The following is a 19022-nucleotide window of genomic DNA, read 5'->3' as shown; positions in this document are numbered from 1 at the left end:
TTGTGTCAATGAATTTGGTCACCTTGCTGTACTTGGTGGCGAGCGTGTGTTTCATCCAGGCGCTCAAAGGCTTGAGCCATCCCACCACGTCGATTCGCGGCAACGTGTTCGGCATGGCGGGGATGACGATTGCCGTCATCACCACGGCAGCGTTGATCATCAAGCTGTCGGGCTCTGGCATCGGCATGAGTTGGGTGTTGCTGGGTCTGGTGATCGGCGGCGGTGCGGGTACCCTCATGGCGCAGCGCGTCGAGATGACCAAGATGCCCGAACTCGTGGCGTTCATGCACAGCATGATTGGTTTGGCTGCGGTGTTCATTGGCGTGGCGGCTGTGGCTGAGCCTTGGGCTTTTGGCATCACCGCCGCACCGCAAGAGGTGGCCGCGGGGGTGCAAACCGCCAGTGGTTTGGTGATCACGGAAATGGTTCAGCGCTTCCCCATTCCTGCGGGCAACCGTTTGGAGCTGTTTTTGGGGGCAGCGATTGGTGCCATCACCTTCAGCGGCTCGGTGATTGCGTTTGGCAAGTTGTCGGGTAAATACAAATTCCGTTTGTTCCAAGGCGCGCCTGTGAGCTTTGCGGGTCAGCACATGCTGAACTTGGTGCTCGGTTTGGCCACCTTGGGTCTGGGCTTGATGTTTGTCGCCTCGGAGAGCTGGACAGCGTTCTTTGCCATGCTGGCTTTGTCGTTTGTGCTGGGCGTGCTCATCATCATCCCGATTGGTGGTGCGGACATGCCGGTGGTGGTGTCCATGCTCAACAGCTATTCGGGCTGGGCGGCAGCCGGTATTGGTTTTTCGTTGAACAACAGCATGTTGATCATTGCGGGTTCGTTGGTGGGAAGCTCGGGCGCGATCTTGAGTTACATCATGTGCAAGGCCATGAACCGCTCGTTCTTCAGCGTGATCTTGGGCGGCTTTGGTGCCGAAGCCACCACGGCGGTGGCAGGTGCGCAAGAGCAGCGTCCTGTCAAGAGCGGTAGCGCCGACGATGCGGCTTATATCTTGGCCAACGCGGAGACCGTGGTCATCGTGCCCGGCTACGGTTTGGCGGTGGCGCGTGCGCAGCATGCGGTGAATGAGTTGGCTGAAAAACTGATGCACAAAGGCATCACCGTGAAGTACGCCATTCACCCCGTAGCAGGCCGCATGCCTGGCCACATGAACGTGTTGTTGGCCGAAGCTGAAGTGCCTTACGACCAAGTGTTCGAGATGGAAGACATCAACGGCGAGTTTGCGCAAGCCGACGTGGCCATCATTTTGGGCGCCAACGACGTGGTCAACCCCGCTGCGTTGCAAAAAGGCAGCGCCATTTATGGCATGCCAATTTTGGAAGCCTACAAGGCCAAAACAATCATCGTGAACAAACGCTCAATGGCCGCGGGTTATGCCGGTTTGGACAATGAGTTGTTCTACATGGACAAAACCATGATGGTCTTTGGCGATGCGAAGAAGGTGGTGGAAGACATGATCAAGGCAGTGGAATAAGCATGATGAATCGCCCTTGGCTGAGCGCCTACCCTGAAGGCGTCCCCGCTGACATTGATACCAGTGCGTATGCGTCGCTGGTGGAGTTGATGCAAGACAGCTTTAGGCGTTATGGCGATAGGCCAGCGTTTAACTTCATGGGGCGCGACATGTCCTATGCCGAGTTGGATCGCTTGAGCCAAGTGTTTGCCGCGTATCTGCAAGGTCTGGGGTTGGTGGCGGGCGACCGTGTGGCCATCATGTTGCCTAACGTTTTGCAATATCCCGTGGCTGTGGCTGCGGTGCTGCGCGCAGGTTTTGTGGTGGTCAACATCAATCCCCTGTACACCCCGCGTGAGCTGGAAGGTCAGCTCAAAAATTCGGGCGCCAAAGCCATTGTGATTTTGGAAAACTTTGCGGCTACGCTGCAGCAATGCCTCGCTAAAACGCCGGTGAAGCATGTGGTGCTATGCGCCATGGGTGATCGTTTGGGCCTGCTCAAAGGGTTTGTGGTCAACCAAGTGGTGCGTCGCGTTAAAAAAATGGTGCCCCCATTTGAACTGCCAGATGTGGTGCGTTTCAACGACGCCTTGTCTTTTGGTGAACGCAGCACGCTGACTTTGCCAGCGATCACGGGTGACGATTTGGCGGTGCTGCAGTACACCGGCGGTACCACCGGTGTGTCAAAAGGCGCAGAGTTGCTGCACCGCAATTTGGTGGCCAACGTGCTGCAGTCTGCGGCGTGGAATGACCCAGCGCTCAAACGCGTTCCCGCTGATGAACAGCTCACGTTTGTTTGCGCTTTGCCCCTGTATCACATCTTTGCGTTCACCATCAACATGATGCTGACCATGCGCGTGGGCGGTTGTTCAATCTTGATTCCCAATCCGCGCGATTTGCCGGCGGTGATCAAGGAGCTGTCTAAGCATCGCTTTCACATGTTTCCTGCGGTTAATACCTTGTTCAATGGTTTGGCCAACCATCCAGATTTTGGCAAAGTAGATTGGTCGCATTTGGTGGTGTCGTTGGGGGGCGGTACGGCCGTCCAAGGTGCGGTGGCCAAGATATGGCTGGAGAAAACAGGTTGCCCAATTTGCGAAGGCTACGGCTTGTCTGAAACCAGCCCTTCCGCCAGCTGTAACTCCGTGACCAGTTCGACATACACCGGCAGCATTGGTGTGCCAATTCCCAGCACAGAAATGAAGATCATTGACGACGATGGCCGTGAGGTTGCGCCAGGCGTGCCAGGTGAAATTGTCATTCGCGGTCCGCAGGTGATGGCGGGGTATTGGCAGCGTCCTGACGAAACCGCACGGGCGATGACGCAAGACGGCTTCTTCAAGTCCGGCGATGTGGGTGTGATGGATGAGCGTGGATTTTTCCGCATCGTCGATCGCAAAAAAGACATGATTTTGGTCAGCGGTTTCAACGTCTATCCGAATGAGGTCGAAGACGTGGTGGCGAGCTTGCCCGGTGTGTTGGAGTGTGCCGTGATCGGCATTCCAGACGAGCGCTCGGGCGAAGCGGTCAAATTGGTGGTGGTCAAAAAAGACCCTGCTTTGACGGAAACCGACGTGCGTGACTACTGCAAACAAAACCTCACCGGCTATAAATTGCCCCGCGTCATCGAATTTCGTGCCGACTTGCCCAAGACGCCGGTGGGCAAAGTGTTGCGCCGCGAATTACGCGATCAAAAATGAGCCGACTTGCTCTGGTCAGCGCCATGCACGAAGAGCTGGCTGCGGTGCTGGCGCGCATGCCCGACGAGCAGAAAACGGTGGTGGCAGGCCGTGAGTTTTGGATCGGGCATTGGCATGGCCATGAGGTCGTCGCCGTGTTGTCTCGCATCGGCAAGGTGGCGGCTGCCACCACGGCCACGACCCTGATTGAGCGATTTGGTGTCACCCGCATGCTCTTTACTGGCGTGGCCGGTGGTTTGGCGCCACATGTCAACGTGGGCGATGTGGTGGTGGCACGTGCGTTCGTGCAACACGACATGGATGCCTCGCCGCTATTTCCGCGCCATGAAGTGCCGTTGACCGGCATGACCCATTTCCCTTCGGATGTCGCTTTGAGTGATGCGCTCTTGGCCGTTGCGCCCTTGGCGTTGGCGGATTTGGTGCAAAGTTTGCCGCCCAGCGACTGGCTGGGTTTGGCGCTGGATGCTGCCACGGTGCATCAAGGCTTGGTGGCCAGTGGTGACCGGTTTGTGTCGACCAACGCAGAGAGTGCAGAGCTGCAGCGGCGTCTGCCGCAAGCGTTGGCCGTGGAGATGGAGTGCGCGGCCATGGCGCAGGTGTGCCGTGATTACGGCGTGCCCTTGGCGGCCATTCGCACCATCTCAGACCGTGCGGATGATGCCGCGCATGTGGACTTTCCCCGCTTCATCCAAACCATTGCGAGCCGTTACAGCGTGGCCGTGTTGGACCGTTTGCTGGCGCAGTTGCCTGTGTCATGAGGCGTGATGGCTCAAAGGCCCTGGCCTGACGCGCTTACTTCAGCCAACCACGTTTGCGGAAGTACCACATGGGCACCAACGCACTGGCCAGCATCAAAGCCAGCGCGAACGGGTAGCCCCAAGTTTTGTTCAACTCCGGCATGTACTGGAAGTTCATGCCGTAGATGCTGGCAATCAGCGTCGGTGGCAGCAACGCAACGCTGGCCACCGAGAAAATCTTGATGATCTTGTTTTGGTTGATGTTGATGAAGCCGACGGTGGCGTCCATCAAAAAGTTGATCTTGTCGAACAGGAACGCGGTGTGGTTGTCCAGCGATTCAATGTCGCGCAAAATTTGGCGCGCTTCTTCAAACTGGTCGGCGTTGAGCATGCGCGAGCGCATCATGAAGCTCACGGCGCGTCGGGTGTCCATCACGTTGCGACGAATGCGTCCGTTCAAGTCTTCCTGACGCGCGATGGCGCCCAGCACATCACCGGCCAAAGCGTCGGTCACGTCTTCAGAGAGCACCAATTTGCCAGCTTTTTCCAGCTGGTCGTAAATACCTTCGAGAGTGTCGGCGGAGTATTCGGCATCCGCGTCAAAGAGCTTGAGCAGCACTTCTTTGGCATCTTCAATCAAGCCTGGGGCGCGCCGGGCACGCATGCGTAGCAGGCGAAACACAGGCACATCTTCATCGTGGATGGAGAACAACACGCCCCGGCTGCGCAGAGCGTCGTTGTTCTGGTTCAAGATGAAGGCCACGCGCACGGTGCGCGGTTCGTCTTCGTCGGCGATTAAAAAGTCACTGCGGATGTGCAGTTCGCCGTTGTCTTCTTGGTAAAAGCGGGCGGATTCTTCAATGTCTTCGTCCATCGCATCCTCGGGGATGGACAGGCCGTAATACTGTTTGATCCAGCGCTTTTCCTCGACCGTGGGGGCTTCTAGGTCTACCCAGATGGGTTGAAATTTAGAGAGTTCTTCCAGCGACTCGATCTCTTCTTGGAAGAGTCGGCCATTGGCCAGCGTGAAAATATTGAGCATGGCGTTCCTTGTGCGTGTGGCACCGAAATTCGAAGGAGGTGAAATGCAGCTTTCGAATCCGAGCGGCACGAGGGCCTGATGCGATCCGAAAGCTACCGACTAGGGTAGGTTTCCAAGGAGAGATCTCCGCTGTTGAAGTGACTCGAATTATGGCACTCAGGCTGCCTAAGGTAGGGGTTTTCAGCAGGGTCTTTTTACGAAATCTTTGAGTCTTAGCTATTGTTTTTTCTCGGCGGCAGGCGCATAGTGAAACTGCCAATTCACTCTAGGAGGCTTTTATGAACTTGACGATCAGTGGTCACCATCTTGAAGTTACGCCCGCATTGCGCAGTTATGTGACAGGTAAGTTAGATCGAATCACCCGACACTTTGACCAAGTTGTGGATGTGAAAGTGCTCTTGAGTATCGAAAACCAGACGGAGAAAGAGCGTCGCCAAAAGGCTGAATGCAACATCCATGTGAAAGGTAACGACATGTTTGCTGAGAGCGCCCATGAAGATTTGTATGCGGCGGTGGATGAGTTGGTGGACAAGCTGGACCGGCAAGTGGTTCGCCACAAAGACAAGCTTCAAAAACACCATCACGAAAGCCCCAAGCGTCTGATGTAACGTTTTTTAGTGCCTAAATCTGCAAAAACCGCTAATTTTTGGCGGTTTTTGTGTTTTTAAGTACGGCTCACAAGGGGTGCATAATCTGCGCTCACACCATGAATCGATTAGCTTCCATCCTGCCTCCAGCACAAGTTCTTGTGCAAGTTGAGGTCACCAGTAAAAAACGCGCTTTTGAAGAGGCGGGTCTTCTGTTTGAAGGTCTGCACGGATTGAGTCGCGCGATGGTGGCCGACAGCTTGTTTGCGCGTGAGCGTTTAGGCTCTACCGGCTTAGGGCATGGCGTCGCCATACCGCACGGCCGCATCAAAGGCTTGAAGACGCCCATGGCGGCGGTGTTTCAGTTGCAGCAGCCCATTGGCTTTGATGCCCCCGATGAGCAACCGGTCAATTTGTTGATCTTTTTGCTGGTGCCTGAGGCCTTCACGCAAAAGCACCTTGAAATTTTGTCGGAAATCGCGGAGTTGCTGAGCGACACCGCGCTGCGCGAGAAAATCAAATCGTGCAACAACGCGGCTGAGTTGCACCGCATCGTGTCAACCTGGAATTCGGTGCCCATTTGAAACCCACCGTCATCAGTGCCGATCTGTTGTTCGAGGCCTTTCGCAGCAGTTTGCGCTGGGAATGGCTGGCCGGTTTAGGCGCTTCGGAGCGCCATTTTGATGAGGTTGCCGTTCGCGCTGCTCGTTCAGGCGCTGATTTGGTGGGTTACCTCAATTACATCCATCCTTACCGAACCCAAGTGCTGGGTGAGCGCGAAGTTAATTACATTTCCAAATGTTCGGCTGCAGATTGCGCACGTCGCATCGCACGCATCGTGACTTTGGAGCCGCCTGTGTTGGTTTTGGCCGATGGCCAAGTTGCCCCGCCTGAACTGATTGCGATGTGCGAGCGCGCGCAGATTCCGCTCTTTTCCACCACCGAGTCAGCCGCTTTTGTGATTGACGTGTTGCGCGCTTACTTGTCAAAGCACTTTGCCGATCGCACCTCCATGCACGGCGTGTTCATGGACATTTTGGGCTTGGGCGTGATGATCACGGGCGAGTCGGGCTTGGGCAAAAGCGAGTTGGGCTTAGAGCTCATTTCGCGTGGCAACGGCTTGGTGGCTGACGATGCCGTTGATTTGTTTCGCATCAACCAAACCACCATCGAAGGGCGTTGCCCTGAGCTGATTCAAAACTTGCTTGAAGTTCGGGGCATTGGTTTGCTGGACATTCGTGCGATTTTTGGCGAAACAGCGGTGCGACGCAAAATGCGCCTTAAGCTCATTGTTCACCTGGTTCGCAAAGAGACTTTGGAGCGCGATTACGAGCGACTCCCGCATGAGCCACTGACCCAAGACGTTTTGGGTGTGCCTGTGCGCAAGGCCGTCATTCAAGTGGTGGCGGGGCGCAACATTGCGGTGCTGGTCGAGGCTGCTGTGCGCAACACCATCTTGCAATTGCGCGGTGTCGACACGTATCAAGAATTTATTTCTAGGCACCAACGTGCCATGTCCCAGAACTAAGCGGCGTTAGGCCTTGACGGGGCGGTGCTCGCAATTGGTTTTGCGGCAGTGGGCATACAAACTCAAAGCATGGTCGGCAATTTCAAACCCTTGGCGTTTGGCCACTTTGATTTGCAGCGCCTCAATCTCTTTGTCGTGAAATTCTTCCACTCGGCCGCAATCTAGACACACCAAGTGGTCGTGGTGCTCACCTTCGTTGAGCTCGTAGACCGCGCGTTCGCTTTCAAAGTGGCTGCGTTTGAGGATGTCGGCTTGTTCAAACTGCATCAGCACGCGATACACCGTGGCCAAGCCGATGTCCACGTTTTGCAACATCAATTGGCGATAGACATCTTCGGCCGTCATGTGGCGTTGTCCGCTGGTCTGAAACAAATTCAGAATTTTGAGTCGTGGCAAAGTGGCTTTGAGCCCAATGCTTTTCAAGTCGTCGGCGTGGGCCATGAGGTCTCTCCAAGACGGGCGAAACAGGGGGCCCGCTACAATGAACAGATCATAGCGTTACAGCCCAATTCGGCCTTTCACACCATGTTTGAATTCTGTCGAAAAGCCTCTTTCTCGTCGTTCAGTCGGCACACTTCGCTCGTGGCGGCCTGTCTGGTTGCTGGCTTAGGGCTGACCGCGTGCTCAAGCTTGATCACGCCTTATCAACCTGAGGTCGTGCAAGGCAACTTTGTCTCGCGCGAACAAGCGCAAGCCTTGCGCCTAGGCATGCCTCGCCAAGCGGTGCGAGACATTCTGGGGACCCCCTTGGTGACCAGCGTGTTCCACGGCGATCGTTGGGACTACGCGTTCACCATCCGTCGCCAAGGCGCAGAGCCGCAATTGCGACGTTTCAGTGTATTTTTCAAGAACGATATTTTGGTTCAGATTGATGGAGATCCGTTGCCTTCCGAGGCCGAGTTCGCTGCCAAGATTGACACACGGGTCGCCGCCAAAAAGCTCCCCGATCTGAAGGCCACTGAGGCTGATTTGGCCCAATTTCCTGCCAAGCCGGTTGCCCCTGTTGCGCCAGCTCCCGCACCCTCCAAGCCTGCGACCTACCCGCCGCTTGAAGTTCCTGCCCGTTGATTTTTGAAAGTGCCCACACCATGGCCCACACAACACCTCCTTTGAAAATTGCCATCGCTGGCGCCAGCGGCCGCATGGGCCACATGTTGATCGAGGCTGTGCGTCACGCGCCCGAGTTTCAACTCAGCGGCGCTTTGGATGTGCCCGCCAGCCCTGGCATTGGCAACGATGCGACGGGTTTTTTAGGTCAAGCCAGCGGCGTCAACATCGAGGCCGATGTGCGCCAAGGTTTGAAAAATAGCCAAGTGTTGATTGACTTCACCCGCCCCGAGGGGACATTAGCCCACCTTAAGGTGTGTCGTGAACTGGGTGTGAAGCTCGTCATTGGCACCACGGGGTTTACCGACGCCCAAAAAGCTGAGATCGCCGAAGCGGCGAAAGACATCGCCATCGTCATGGCACCCAACATGAGCGTGGGCGTCAACGTGACTTTGAAACTGTTGCAAATGGCCGCACAGGCCATGCCCACGGGCTACGACATCGAAATCATCGAAGCCCACCACCGTCACAAAGTGGATGCCCCATCAGGCACTGCTTTGAAAATGGGCGAAGTCATTGCTGAGGCGATGGGTCGCGATCTGAAAGATTGCGCGGTCTACGAGCGTTACGGTCACACCGGGGAGCGCGATCCGTCCACCATCGGTTTTGCCACCATCCGCGGTGGCGACATCGTGGGCGATCACACCGTGTTGTTCGCTGGGACGGGTGAGCGCATTGAGGTCACCCACAAGTCGTCGAGCCGTGCCACGTATGCGCAAGGCAGTTTGCGCGCTGCGAGCTTTTTGGCCGGCAAAGACAAAGGGCTGTTCGACATGTTTGATGTGTTGAACCTGCGCTAAGTTGTTCACTGAATCCATGTCGCGATGAGTTTTTTCGAAACTGCTTGGCAAGGCGATGCGCTCAGTGTGACGCTGGACGTTGTGCTGCTGGCGATGTCGGTCGCCACTTGGACGGTGATTCTTTACAAAGTTTGGCTGTTGCGCCGCGTCAGCGCAGATGTGGTCCAAGGTAAAGCCGCCTTTTGGCAGGCCCGAGACATCGCGCAGGGCTTGACAGCGTTGGGTGCTTTAGACCGTTGCCGAGTTTTACTGCCGCTGGCCCAAGCCCAGCAAAACCGCATGCCTGGCACCTTGGGTGCCCAAGGTGATGATGTGGCCCAGCGCACCCGCTTGCTGCGTGATGCCTTGCATGAGGTGCTGCACCGTTTGCAATCGGGACAGGTGCTGTTGGCGACCGTCGGCTCGACCGCGCCCTTTGTGGGGTTGCTGGGGACGGTGTGGGGCATCTACCACGCGCTCACGGGCATTTCGACGGCCGGTCAACTCTCCATTGCACAAGTGGCAGGCCCCGTGGGCGAGGCCCTCATCATGACGGCGGCTGGCTTGGCCGTGGCACTGCCGGCTGTGTTGGCCTTTAACGTGATGGGGCGGGTGATCAACCGTTTGGAGCAAGAGCTCGAAGGGTTTGCCCACGATTTGCGAGCGCTGTGATGGCTTTCGGACGTTTTGAACGCACGCCAGGTCAAACGCCAATGAGCGACATCAACGTCACGCCTTTGGTGGACGTGATGATGGTATTGCTGGTGATTTTCATCATCACCGCACCGTTGATGCTCGGTGCGTTGAAGCTGGATTTGCCGAAAACAGAAGCCGTGTCGGCCAGCAGTGCGCCGCCCCGATTTGTGAATGTTGCCATCGATGCCAAAGGCGATGTCTTTTTGGACGACAAGATCGTTGAATGGGCTGAGCTGAAGCAGATCCTTGCGCAGCGAGCCGCACAAGCCATGGCCCAAGGGGCGGGTGAGTTACCCGAGGTCCAATTGCGTGCGGATGAGCGTGTGCCCTATGGGCGTGTCGTCGAAGTCATGGGCCTGGCCCAGCAAGTGGGCATGAACCGCATTGGCTTTGTGACCGAGCGCAAACCGCCCGCGACGACCCCCTGACTTCCACCCTGATCCAAGCCCTAAAATCTAGGCATATCCAGCCTTTGCTTTTAAAGGCGGTGCTCCCCGTACTCGTCGGGGTTCTCTGACTGATTCCATGCAAGACAAATACAACCACACCGAGGTCGAGCGCGCTGTTCAGGCCGCTTGGACCCACGCCGATGCTTACCGCGTGACCGAAGACGCGTCCAAGAAAAAGTTTTACGCCTGCTCCATGCTGCCTTACCCCAGCGGCAAGCTGCACATGGGCCACGTGCGTAACTACACCATCAACGACATGCTCACGCGCAACCTGCGCATGAAGGGCTTCAACGTGTTGATGCCCATGGGCTGGGATGCATTTGGTTTGCCCGCTGAAAACGCCGCGCTCAAAAACGGTGTGCCACCCGCCAAGTGGACCTACGAAAACATCGCCTACATGAAGAAGCAAATGCAGGCGATGGGCTTGGCCATTGACTGGTCACGCGAAGTGGCCACCTGCGATGCGACCTACTACAAGTGGAACCAATGGTTGTTCTTGAAGATGCTTGAAAAAGGCATCGCCTACCGCAAGACCCAAGTGGTGAACTGGGACCCAGTGGACCAAACCGTGTTGGCCAACGAACAAGTGATAGACGGCAAAGGCTGGCGCACAGGCGCACCCGTTGAGAAGCGTGAAATTCCTGGCTACTACCTCGACATCACCAGCTACGCGCAAGAGTTGCTTGAGCACGTGCAGATGGGCAACGACAAAGCCACCTTGAACGGCTGGCCCGACAAAGTGCGCTTGATGCAAGAGAACTGGATTGGCAAGTCTGAGGGCGTGCGCTTTGCGTTCACGCACGACATTCGCAGTGCAGACGGCGCGTTGGTTGGAGCATCAGAAAGCTCACCTGCTGGTGAGCAGGGCAGGATGTACGTGTTCACCACGCGTGCCGACACCATCATGGGCGTCACCTTCTGCGCGGTGGCAGCTGAGCATCCGCTGGCGTTGCACGCTGCGGCGACCAACCCTGCAATGGCTGCCTTCCTCGAAGAATGCAAGAGCGGTGGCACGACTGAAGCCGAGTTGGCTACGCAAGAGAAAAAAGGCATGCCCACGGGCTTGTTTGTCACGCACCCATTGACCGGTGCGAAAGTCGAAGTGTGGGTGGGTAATTACGTGCTCATGTCTTACGGCGATGGCGCCGTCATGGGCGTGCCTGCACATGACGAACGTGACTTTGCGTTTGCTTTGAAATACGACTTGCCCATCCAACAAGTGGTATCGGTCAAAGACCAAGCGTTCAACGACAAAGAGTGGCAGGAGTGGTACGGCGACAAGCAATGCTGCGTGTGTATCAACTCTGGCGAGCTCGACGGTTTGAACCAAAAAGCAGCGGTCAACAAAGTGGCCGAGTTGCTCGCAGCCAAAGGCTTAGGCGAGAAGAAAACCACCTGGCGTTTGCGCGACTGGGGCATCAGCCGCCAGCGTTATTGGGGCACGCCGATCCCCATCATTCACTGCGACGAACACGGCGCAGTGCCTGTGCCCGAAAAAGATTTACCCGTGGTATTGCCGCAAGACTGCATCCCCGATGGCTCTGGCAACCCGCTGCACAAGCACGTGGGCTTCCATGCGGGTGTGACTTGCCCTGTGTGCGGCAAGCCCGCACGCCGCGAGACCGACACGATGGACACGTTTGTGGATTCGTCGTGGTACTTCATGCGCTATTGCGACCCGACCAATGCCGAAGCGATGGTGGCCGAGGGGGCGCAGTACTGGGCGCCGATGGACCAATACATTGGCGGCATTGAGCACGCCATCTTGCATTTGCTCTACGCACGTTTCTGGACCAAGGTCATGCGCGACATGGGCCTGGTCAAAGTGGACGAGCCGTTCACCAAGTTGCTCACGCAAGGCATGGTGCTCAACCACATCTACTCACGCCGCACGGCCAAAGGTGGCAAAGACTACTTCTGGCCACACGATGTCGAGCACGTGCTCGATGACGCAGGCAAAGTGGTGGGCGCCAAGCTCAAAAACGCAGCCGATAGCAGCGACGGCAAACTGCCCGTGGGTACTGCCATCGACTACGAAGGCGTGGGCACCATGTCCAAGTCCAAGAACAACGGCGTGGACCCGCAAGACCTGATCGAGCGCTACGGCGCCGACACCGCGCGTCTGTACACCATGTTCACCGCGCCGCCGGAAGCCACGCTGGAGTGGAACGATGCGGCGGTGGAAGGCAGCTACCGTTTCTTGCGTCGTGTGTGGAACTTCGCGCACAAACACGAAGCCACCCTCAAGGCTGCTACTGCTGGCAACCTGAGCGCGACCAAGCCGCGTAAAGAAGCTGCCGATTTGCGCCGCGAAATGCACGTGGTGTTGAAGCAAGTCAGCTACGACTACGACCGCATGCAATACAACACCGTGGTGTCGGGCTGCATGAAATTGCTCAATGCCTTGGAAGACTTCAAGGCGGACGGCAGTGACGGCGATAACGCCGTGTTGTGCGAAGGCGTCTCCATCTTGCTGCGCATGCTCTACCCCGCTTGCCCGCACATCACGGCCAACTTGTGGACTGAATTGGGCTACGCTTCCAAGACCGGCGACTTGCTCGACACCGCTTGGCCAGAAGTGGATGAAAGCGCGTTACAACGCGACGAGTTGGAGTTGATGTTGCAAATCAACGGCAAGCTGCGTGGCGCCGTGTTGGTCAGCGCGACAGCGACCAAAGAGCAAATCGAACAAGCCGCTTTGGCCACCGAAGCCTTCATCAAGCAAGCCAATGGCGCTGCGCCGAAGAAGGTCATCGTCGTGCCTGGCCGGTTGGTCAACATCGTCGTTTAAGCGTTGCCATGTTCACCACACGCCGTGCCCTGCTGATCTCGTCTAGCTTCGTTGTTGGGTTGGCGGGGTGTGGCTTCGAGTTGCGCAAGGCGCCGAACTATGCCTTCAGCACCCTGTTCAGCAGCGTGCCCGTGGTGTCACCCTTGGGTATCAAGCTGCATCGCAGTTTGGCGGCCACGGGCCAAGTGGAAGTCATCAGCGATCCCAAGCAAATCGAACGTGCCCAAGTCATCTTCGATCAGCTGATGGAGCTGCGTGAGAAAGTGGTGGTGGGGCGTACCTCGACAGGGGCCATCCGTGAATTCCAATTGCGCTTGCGCTACCGCTTCCGTGTCCGCACACAAGCGGGCAAAGAGTTGATTCCTGACACCGAGTTGGTGCTCACCCGTGACATCAACTTCAACGAAACCGGCGCACTCTCTAAAGAGTCTGAAGAAGGCTTGCTGTACCGCGACATGGAAAACGACTTGGTGCAGCAAATTCAGCGACGTTTGGCCGCGATTCGTCAGCTCTGACCATGCAAGTCGCCGCCCATCAATTCAGCCAACACTTGCAGACGCAAGCCGCCAAAGGGCTGCGCAGCCTCTACACCTTCCATGGTGATGAGCCTTTGTTGCAGCAAGAGGCCTTGGATGCGCTGCGCGCCACAGCCCGCGCGCAGGGCTTCACCGAGCGCAGTGTGTTCACGGTGGCTGGGGCTCACTTTGATTGGGGTGAGGTGCTGGCCGCAGGCGGCTCCATGAGTTTGTTTGCCGACAAGCAAATCATTGAGATTCGCATCCCTTCAGGCAAGCCCGGCAAAGACGGCAGTGTGGCCTTGCAAAACATCGCGGAGTTGGCGGTGGGCAACGACAGCAACTTGACGGTGTTGCTGCTGCCACGTTTGGACAAAGCCACCAAAAGCTCGGCTTGGTTTTCCGCATTAGAGAACAACGGCATCAGCGTGCAGGTTGACCCGATCGAGCGTCACACCTTGCCCACTTGGATTGCGCATCGCTTGGGCGCGCAACAGCAGCGTGTGAGCGAAGGCGAAGCGGGCCAGCACACCTTGCAGTTTTTTGCCGATCGGGTCGAAGGCAACTTGTTGGCCGCCCACCAAGAAATTCAAAAACTCGGGCTGCTTTACCCTGCTGGCGAGTTGAGCTTTGAGCAAGTGGAGCGGGCGGTGCTCAACGTGGCGCGCTACGACGTGTTCAAACTGTCGGAGGCGGTGCTGAGTGGTCAACCGCTGCGCGTGCAGCGCATGCTCGATGGTCTGAAAGCAGAGGGCGAAGCCGAAGTGCTGGTGCATTACACGTTGGCCGAAGAAATTCGTGCTTTGAAACGCGTCAAAGACGCGGTGGCTGCTGGTAAAGCCTTGCCCATGGCGCTGCGCGAGCAACGCATTTGGGGCCCGCGTGAGCGTTTGTTTGAACGCGTGCTGCCGCGCTTGAGCGTGGGCATGCTCGAGAAATTGTTGCAATCGGCACACCAAGTCGATGGCATTGTCAAAGGCCTCAAAGTGGCCGATTGGCCCACCGATAACTGGCAGGCCTTGCACCGTTTGGCCTTGCGTCTGTGCCGCGCTTGTATGCCGCGCCAGGCTTGAAAGAGAATCACACCATGACCGAATCCCACGTCGCCGACCACATGCACGCCTTGGGCGCACAAGCCAAAAAAGCCTCGGCTCAAATGGCCAAAGCCTCGGCAGCCGTTAAAAACAAAGCCTTGCGCAGCTTGGCTGCTTTGCTGCGCGCCAACATCGATGCGCTGCAAATTGACAACGCCAAAGACATTGAGCGCGCCTTGGCTGCAGGGCTGGATGCACCCATGGTGGACCGCCTGAAACTCAGCCCCAAAGTCTTGGAGACCTGCGCGCAAGGCTGCGAGCAACTCGCATCCATGCCCGAGGTGATCGGTGAGATCACGGGGTTGAAAGAGCAACCCAGCGGCATTCGCGTGGGGCAAATGCGCGTGCCTTTGGGTGTGTTCGGCATGATTTTCGAGAGCCGCCCCAACGTGACGATTGAGGCCGCCTCGTTGTCCATCAAAAGTGGCAACGCCTGCATCTTGCGCGGTGGCTCGGAAGCGATCGAGTCCAACAAAGCCTTGGCCAAGCTCGTCCAACAAGCGCTGAGCGAGAGCGGCTTGCCGACCGATGCGGTGCAACTGGTGCAAACCACCGACCGCGAAGCCGTGGGCCACCTCATCGCCATGCCAGAGTTTGTGGACGTCATCATTCCACGCGGTGGCAAGGGGCTCATTGAGCGCATCAGTCGCGATGCCAAAGTGCCCGTCATCAAGCATTTGGACGGCAACTGCCACACCTACGTGGATGATCCATGCGACATCGCCATGGCCGTCACCGTGGCTGACAATGCCAAGACCCAAAAATACAGCCCTTGCAACGCCAGCGAAAGTTTGCTGGTGGCGCGTGGTGTGGCCGCCGAGTTTTTACCCAAGATCGGTGCGATTTACGCGGCGAAGGGCGTGGAAATGCGTTGCTGCCCCGAGGCCAAAGCCATTTTGGCCAGTGTTCAAGGGGCGAGTCTGAAAGACGCGACTGAGCAAGATTGGTTTGAGGAATACCTCGGCCCCATCATCAGTGTCAAAGTGGTGACAGGGTTGGACGACGCCATCGCCCACATCAACCACTACTCCAGCCATCACACGGAAGCCATCCTGACCCGTGACCACATGCACGCCCAGCGCTTTTTGCGTGAGGTGGACTCATCCAGCGTCATGGTCAACGCCAGCACCCGCTTTGCGGATGGTTTTGAATACGGTTTAGGCGCCGAGATAGGCATTTCAACCGACAAGTTCCATGCCCGTGGCCCTGTCGGCATTGAAGGCTTGACCTCGCTCAAATACGTGGTTTTGGGTCAAGGCGAGGTTCGGGTTTAAATCCGTCCGGTACTTGGGTTGCGCCTCTAATGAGTGAGGTGCCCTAACGGCCTAGAATTGCGCTCCATCAAGAAGGACACCATGGTTCCCCATCTCATCACGGCCCTCACCGGCCCCATCAACGAGCTTGAGCAGCGCATTCTCGACTCCATGCCTGCCATTGAGCGCTGGTTTCGTCTGGAATGGATGGAGCACACGCCGCCTTTTTACAGTTCGGTCGACGTGCGTAACGCTGGCTTCAAGCTGGCGCCCGTGGACACCAACCTCTATCCCGGCGGCTGGAACAACCTGACGCCTGAGATGCTGCCCTTGGCGGTGCAAGCGGCCATGGCCGCGATCGAAAAGATTTGCCCTGAAGCACGCAACTTGCTGCTGATTCCCGAGAACCACACGCGCAACACGTTTTATTTGTCGAACGTGGCGCAGTTGCAGCGCATCTTCCACATGGCTGGTTTGAATGTGCGCATTGGGTCCATCAACCCCGAGATCAAAGAAAACACCACCATCAACTTGCCCAATGGCGACAGCGTCACCTTGGAGCCTGTGATCCGTGGCGCTCGCCGTGTGGGTTTGAAAGACTTTGACCCGTGCACCATCTTGCTCAACAACGATTTGAGCGCGGGCATTCCCGGCATTTTGGAAGACTTGCACGAGCAGCACCTGTTGCCGCCACTGCATGCGGGCTGGAGCGTGCGCCGCAAGAGCAAGCACTTTGAGTGCTACGAAGAGGTCGCCAAGCGCTTTGGCAAGCTGTTGGGCATCGACCCTTGGCTGATCAATCCCATGTTCAACCAATGCGGCGAAGTCAACTTTGCCGAAGGCACGGGCATGGAGTGTTTGCAGACCAATGTGGACGCCTTGCTGACCAAGATCAAGCGTAAATACAAAGAGTACGGCATCAATGAAAAGCCGTTTGTGGTGGTGAAGGCAGACAACGGCACGTATGGCATGGGCATCATGACCGTGCGCGACGTGAAAGACTTGGATGTCCTCAACCGCAAAACGCGCAACAAAATGAGCGTGGTCAAAGATGGCCAGTCGGTGAACCAAGTCATCATCCAAGAAGGCGTGTTGACCAACGAACGCGTCAACGACGCGGTGGCCGAGCCGGTGGTCTACATGATGGATCGCTACGTTGTGGGCGGCTTTTACCGTGTGCACGCCGAGCGTGGTGTGGACGAAAACCTCAACGCCCCCGGTGCCAGTTTTGTACCCTTGGCTTTCGAGCAAAGCGCCCACACGCCGCAACCAGGCATGAAGCCGGGTGCCAGCACCCCGAATCGCTTTTATATGTACGGCGTCATTGGACGCCTTGCGATGTTGGCCGCCAGCTACGAGCTGGAAGCGACTGACCCCGAAGCTGAAAATTACGACTGAGATTTTTCATGGAACAACACGCTAAATCGTCGCTCGCGGCGCTGACCTTGGGCGCCATTGGCGTGGTCTATGGGGACATCGGCACCAGTGTGCTGTATGCCATGAAAGAGGTATTTGGGTCTGGCCATGTGCAGTTCACACCCGACAATATTTTTGGCATCTTGTCCATCTTCTTTTGGACGCTGACCATCATCGTGTCCATCAAGTACGTGGTGTTGGTGCTGCGCGCTGACAACCATGGTGAAGGGGGCTTGGTGGCGATGCTGGCGCTGGCCTCAATGTCCGTCAAAGACAAGCCCAAACTGCGACAACGCATGCTGATCGTGGGTATTTTTGGCACCTGTTTGTTTTATGGCGATGGTGTCATCACCCCTGCCATTTCGGTGCTGTCTGCGGTGGAAGGCTTGGAGGTGGTTTCGCCGGCCTTTAAGAAGTATGTGATTCCGCTCACCATTGTGATTTTGTTTGGCTTGTTTGCCGTCCAAAAGCGTGGCACCAGCGGTATTGGCAAATTCTTCGGACCGATCACCGTGATTTGGTTCATGGCGATTGCGGCTTTGGGTCTGTACCACATCGCATCGCATCCTGAGATTTTGTGGGCCATCAGTCCGCACCATGCTTTGCGTTTTATCTTTGCAGAGCCTGCGGTGACCTTCTTGATTTTGGGCGCTGTGGTGTTGTGCGTGACGGGCGGTGAGGCCTTGTATGCGGACATGGGCCACTTTGGCAAAAAGCCCATCCGCATGGCATGGTTCACGGTCGTCATGCCCTCGTTGACTTTGAATTACTTTGGCCAAGGCGCGCTGCTGTTGAGTGATCCGGATGCGGTTTCTAACCCGTTCTTCAACATGGCCCCTGACTGGTTACTGTTGCCTTTGGTGTTGTTGGCCACGGCGGCCACGGTGATCGCCTCGCAAGCCTTGATTTCAGGTGCGTTCAGCGTCACCAAGCAAGTGGTGCAAATGGGCTTTTTGCCGCGTTTGCAAGTGCTGCACACCAGCGTCAAAGACACCGGCCAAATCTACATCCCCTTTGTGAACTGGGGCTTGTTTGCTGTCATCGTGTTGGCCGTGGTGATGTTCAAGTCGTCTAGCAATTTGGCGGCGGCTTATGGCATTGCGGTGTGTACCGACATGCTGATCACCACCGTGTTGACGTTCTTTGTGATTCGCTACAGCTGGAAATACCCGCTCTGGATGTGCTTGGGCGCGACCGGCTTTTTCTTTGTCATCGACTTGACCTTCTGGGCGTCCAACTTGCTCAAGTTGTTTGACGGGGGTTGGTTCCCGCTGTTGATCGCCGCCTTCATCATGATGCTCATGCTGATTTGGCGCGATGGTCGTGAATTGCTCAATGACATTCGCAAAGAAGAGGCCCTGGATTTGGACAGCTTCTTAGAGGCCGTCTTTTTGTCTCCGCCTACGCGTGTTGAAGGCACCGCGGTGTTCTTGACCACCGGCAAAGGTTCAGTCCCTAACGCTTTGCTGCACAACCTCAAGCACAACAAAGTGCTGCACAAACAAAACTTGTTTGTGAACGTGCAAAACCACGAAGTGCCTTGGATCGCAGAGAACGAACGCTTGGTCATCACACCGTTGGCCAATGAATGCTGGCAAGTGGTGATCCATTACGGTTTCAAAGACAACCCCGATGTGCCAGGCGCTTTGACGCATTTGCGTGGCATGGGCTGCGAGGTGAATCCGATGACCACCAGCTACTTTTTGTCGCGTGACAGCATCGTGCCAACGATTGGTACGGGCATGGCGCCATGGCGTGAAAAAATCTTTGCACAAATGCATCTCAACGCCAGCTCGGCTGCGGACTTCTTGAACTTGCCGAGCAACTCGGTGGTCGAGTTGGGCAGCAAGATCGAGATCTAA

The 19022-nt window shown here is 56.6% G+C and carries 18 protein-coding genes; 16 read left to right on the top strand and 2 right to left on the bottom strand.

From position 1 onward, the window contains the following. Window positions 1-2 precede the first annotated feature (2 nt). The 3 genes from RMS95_RS05700 to RMS95_RS05690 are packed head-to-tail and all read left to right on the top strand — an operon-like array spanning window position 3 to window position 3924. A complete protein-coding gene (locus RMS95_RS05700) occupies window positions 3-1487 on the top strand; it encodes an NAD(P)(+) transhydrogenase (Re/Si-specific) subunit beta (protein WP_310644670.1) in 1485 nt (494 codons plus the stop codon). Window positions 1488-1489: 2 nt separating this feature from the next. After that, the gene (locus RMS95_RS05695; protein WP_310644358.1) at window positions 1490-3166 is read left to right on the top strand and encodes a long-chain-fatty-acid--CoA ligase; all 1677 of its coding nucleotides are present in this window, start codon (window positions 1490-1492) and stop codon (window positions 3164-3166) included. Next, on the top strand, window positions 3163-3924 hold the full coding sequence (locus RMS95_RS05690; protein ID WP_310644357.1) for a 5'-methylthioadenosine/adenosylhomocysteine nucleosidase: 762 nt from the start codon (window positions 3163-3165) through the stop codon (window positions 3922-3924). The genes RMS95_RS05695 and RMS95_RS05690 overlap by 4 nt, the downstream gene beginning before the upstream one ends. Window positions 3925-3958: 34 nt before the next feature. Here the strand turns inward: RMS95_RS05690 and corA are convergent, their stop codons facing one another. Continuing rightward, window positions 3959-4945: a magnesium/cobalt transporter CorA gene (gene corA / locus RMS95_RS05685; protein WP_104798102.1), complete on the bottom strand. Its 987-nt coding sequence runs from the start codon at window positions 4943-4945 to the stop codon at window positions 3959-3961. Window positions 4946-5223: 278 nt separating this feature from the next. Between corA and hpf the strand changes: the two genes are divergently transcribed. The 3 genes from hpf to hprK all read left to right on the top strand — a co-directional run bounded on the left by hpf (window position 5224) and on the right by hprK (window position 7060). After that, window positions 5224-5553: a ribosome hibernation-promoting factor, HPF/YfiA family gene (hpf, locus tag RMS95_RS05680; protein ID WP_310644355.1), complete on the top strand. Its 330-nt coding sequence runs from the start codon at window positions 5224-5226 to the stop codon at window positions 5551-5553. A gap of 98 nt (window positions 5554-5651) precedes the next feature. Beyond that, the gene (locus tag RMS95_RS05675; protein WP_310644353.1) at window positions 5652-6116 is read left to right on the top strand and encodes a PTS sugar transporter subunit IIA; all 465 of its coding nucleotides are present in this window, start codon (window positions 5652-5654) and stop codon (window positions 6114-6116) included. Continuing rightward, on the top strand, window positions 6113-7060 hold the full coding sequence (gene hprK, locus RMS95_RS05670) for an HPr(Ser) kinase/phosphatase (protein ID WP_310644352.1): 948 nt from the start codon (window positions 6113-6115) through the stop codon (window positions 7058-7060). Before RMS95_RS05675 ends, hprK begins: the two co-directional genes overlap by 4 nt. Window positions 7061-7066: 6 nt before the next feature. On the opposite strand, the gene fur is transcribed toward hprK, so the two are convergent. After that, entirely contained in the window at window positions 7067-7501 is a 435-nt protein-coding gene (gene fur, locus RMS95_RS05665; RefSeq protein ID WP_310644350.1) for a ferric iron uptake transcriptional regulator, read from the bottom strand. Window positions 7502-7585: 84 nt separating this feature from the next. Here fur and RMS95_RS05660 point away from each other — a divergent pair, with 84 nt between their 5' ends. The 10 genes from RMS95_RS05660 (at window position 7586) to RMS95_RS05615 (ending at window position 19022) form a co-directional block, all read left to right on the top strand. Continuing rightward, window positions 7586-8128 carry an outer membrane protein assembly factor BamE gene (locus tag RMS95_RS05660; RefSeq protein ID WP_405023362.1) on the top strand — a complete coding sequence of 181 codons (543 nt, stop codon included), beginning with the start codon at window positions 7586-7588 and terminating at the stop codon, window positions 8126-8128. A 20-nt stretch (window positions 8129-8148) separates the two neighbouring features. After that, a complete protein-coding gene (dapB, locus tag RMS95_RS05655) occupies window positions 8149-8967 on the top strand; it encodes a 4-hydroxy-tetrahydrodipicolinate reductase (protein WP_310644346.1) in 819 nt (272 codons plus the stop codon). 24 nt (window positions 8968-8991) lie between these two features. Then, a complete protein-coding gene (locus RMS95_RS05650; protein WP_310644344.1) occupies window positions 8992-9618 on the top strand; it encodes a MotA/TolQ/ExbB proton channel family protein in 627 nt (208 codons plus the stop codon). Then, window positions 9618-10070, top strand: coding sequence for a biopolymer transporter ExbD (locus RMS95_RS05645; RefSeq protein ID WP_310644342.1), 453 nt, complete (start codon window positions 9618-9620; stop codon window positions 10068-10070). The genes RMS95_RS05650 and RMS95_RS05645 overlap by 1 nt, the downstream gene beginning before the upstream one ends. Window positions 10071-10167: 97 nt before the next feature. After that, entirely contained in the window at window positions 10168-12882 is a 2715-nt protein-coding gene (leuS, locus tag RMS95_RS05640) for a leucine--tRNA ligase (RefSeq protein ID WP_310644340.1), read from the top strand. Between the two features lie 8 nt (window positions 12883-12890). Next, on the top strand, window positions 12891-13397 hold the full coding sequence (gene lptE / locus RMS95_RS05635) for an LPS assembly lipoprotein LptE (protein ID WP_310644338.1): 507 nt from the start codon (window positions 12891-12893) through the stop codon (window positions 13395-13397). A gap of 2 nt (window positions 13398-13399) precedes the next feature. Beyond that, window positions 13400-14470 (top strand): DNA polymerase III subunit delta, encoded by a 1071-nt coding sequence (gene holA / locus RMS95_RS05630; RefSeq protein WP_310644336.1) that lies wholly within the window; start codon window positions 13400-13402, stop codon window positions 14468-14470. A gap of 14 nt (window positions 14471-14484) precedes the next feature. After that, entirely contained in the window at window positions 14485-15765 is a 1281-nt protein-coding gene (locus tag RMS95_RS05625; protein ID WP_310644334.1) for a glutamate-5-semialdehyde dehydrogenase, read from the top strand. 81 nt (window positions 15766-15846) lie between these two features. Then, complete coding sequence (gene gshA / locus RMS95_RS05620) at window positions 15847-17142, top strand: glutamate--cysteine ligase (protein WP_104798113.1); 1296 nt, start codon at window positions 15847-15849, stop codon at window positions 17140-17142. A gap of 8 nt (window positions 17143-17150) precedes the next feature. After that, entirely contained in the window at window positions 17151-19022 is a 1872-nt protein-coding gene (locus tag RMS95_RS05615; RefSeq protein ID WP_310644331.1) for a potassium transporter Kup, read from the top strand.

Origin of the sequence: Limnohabitans sp., from assembly GCF_031539175.1 — a bacterium.
GTDB lineage: Bacteria > Pseudomonadota > Gammaproteobacteria > Burkholderiales > Burkholderiaceae_C > Limnohabitans.
The sequence above is the reverse complement of the archived record's forward strand: the minus strand, read 5'-3'. Positions and strand labels throughout refer to the sequence as shown.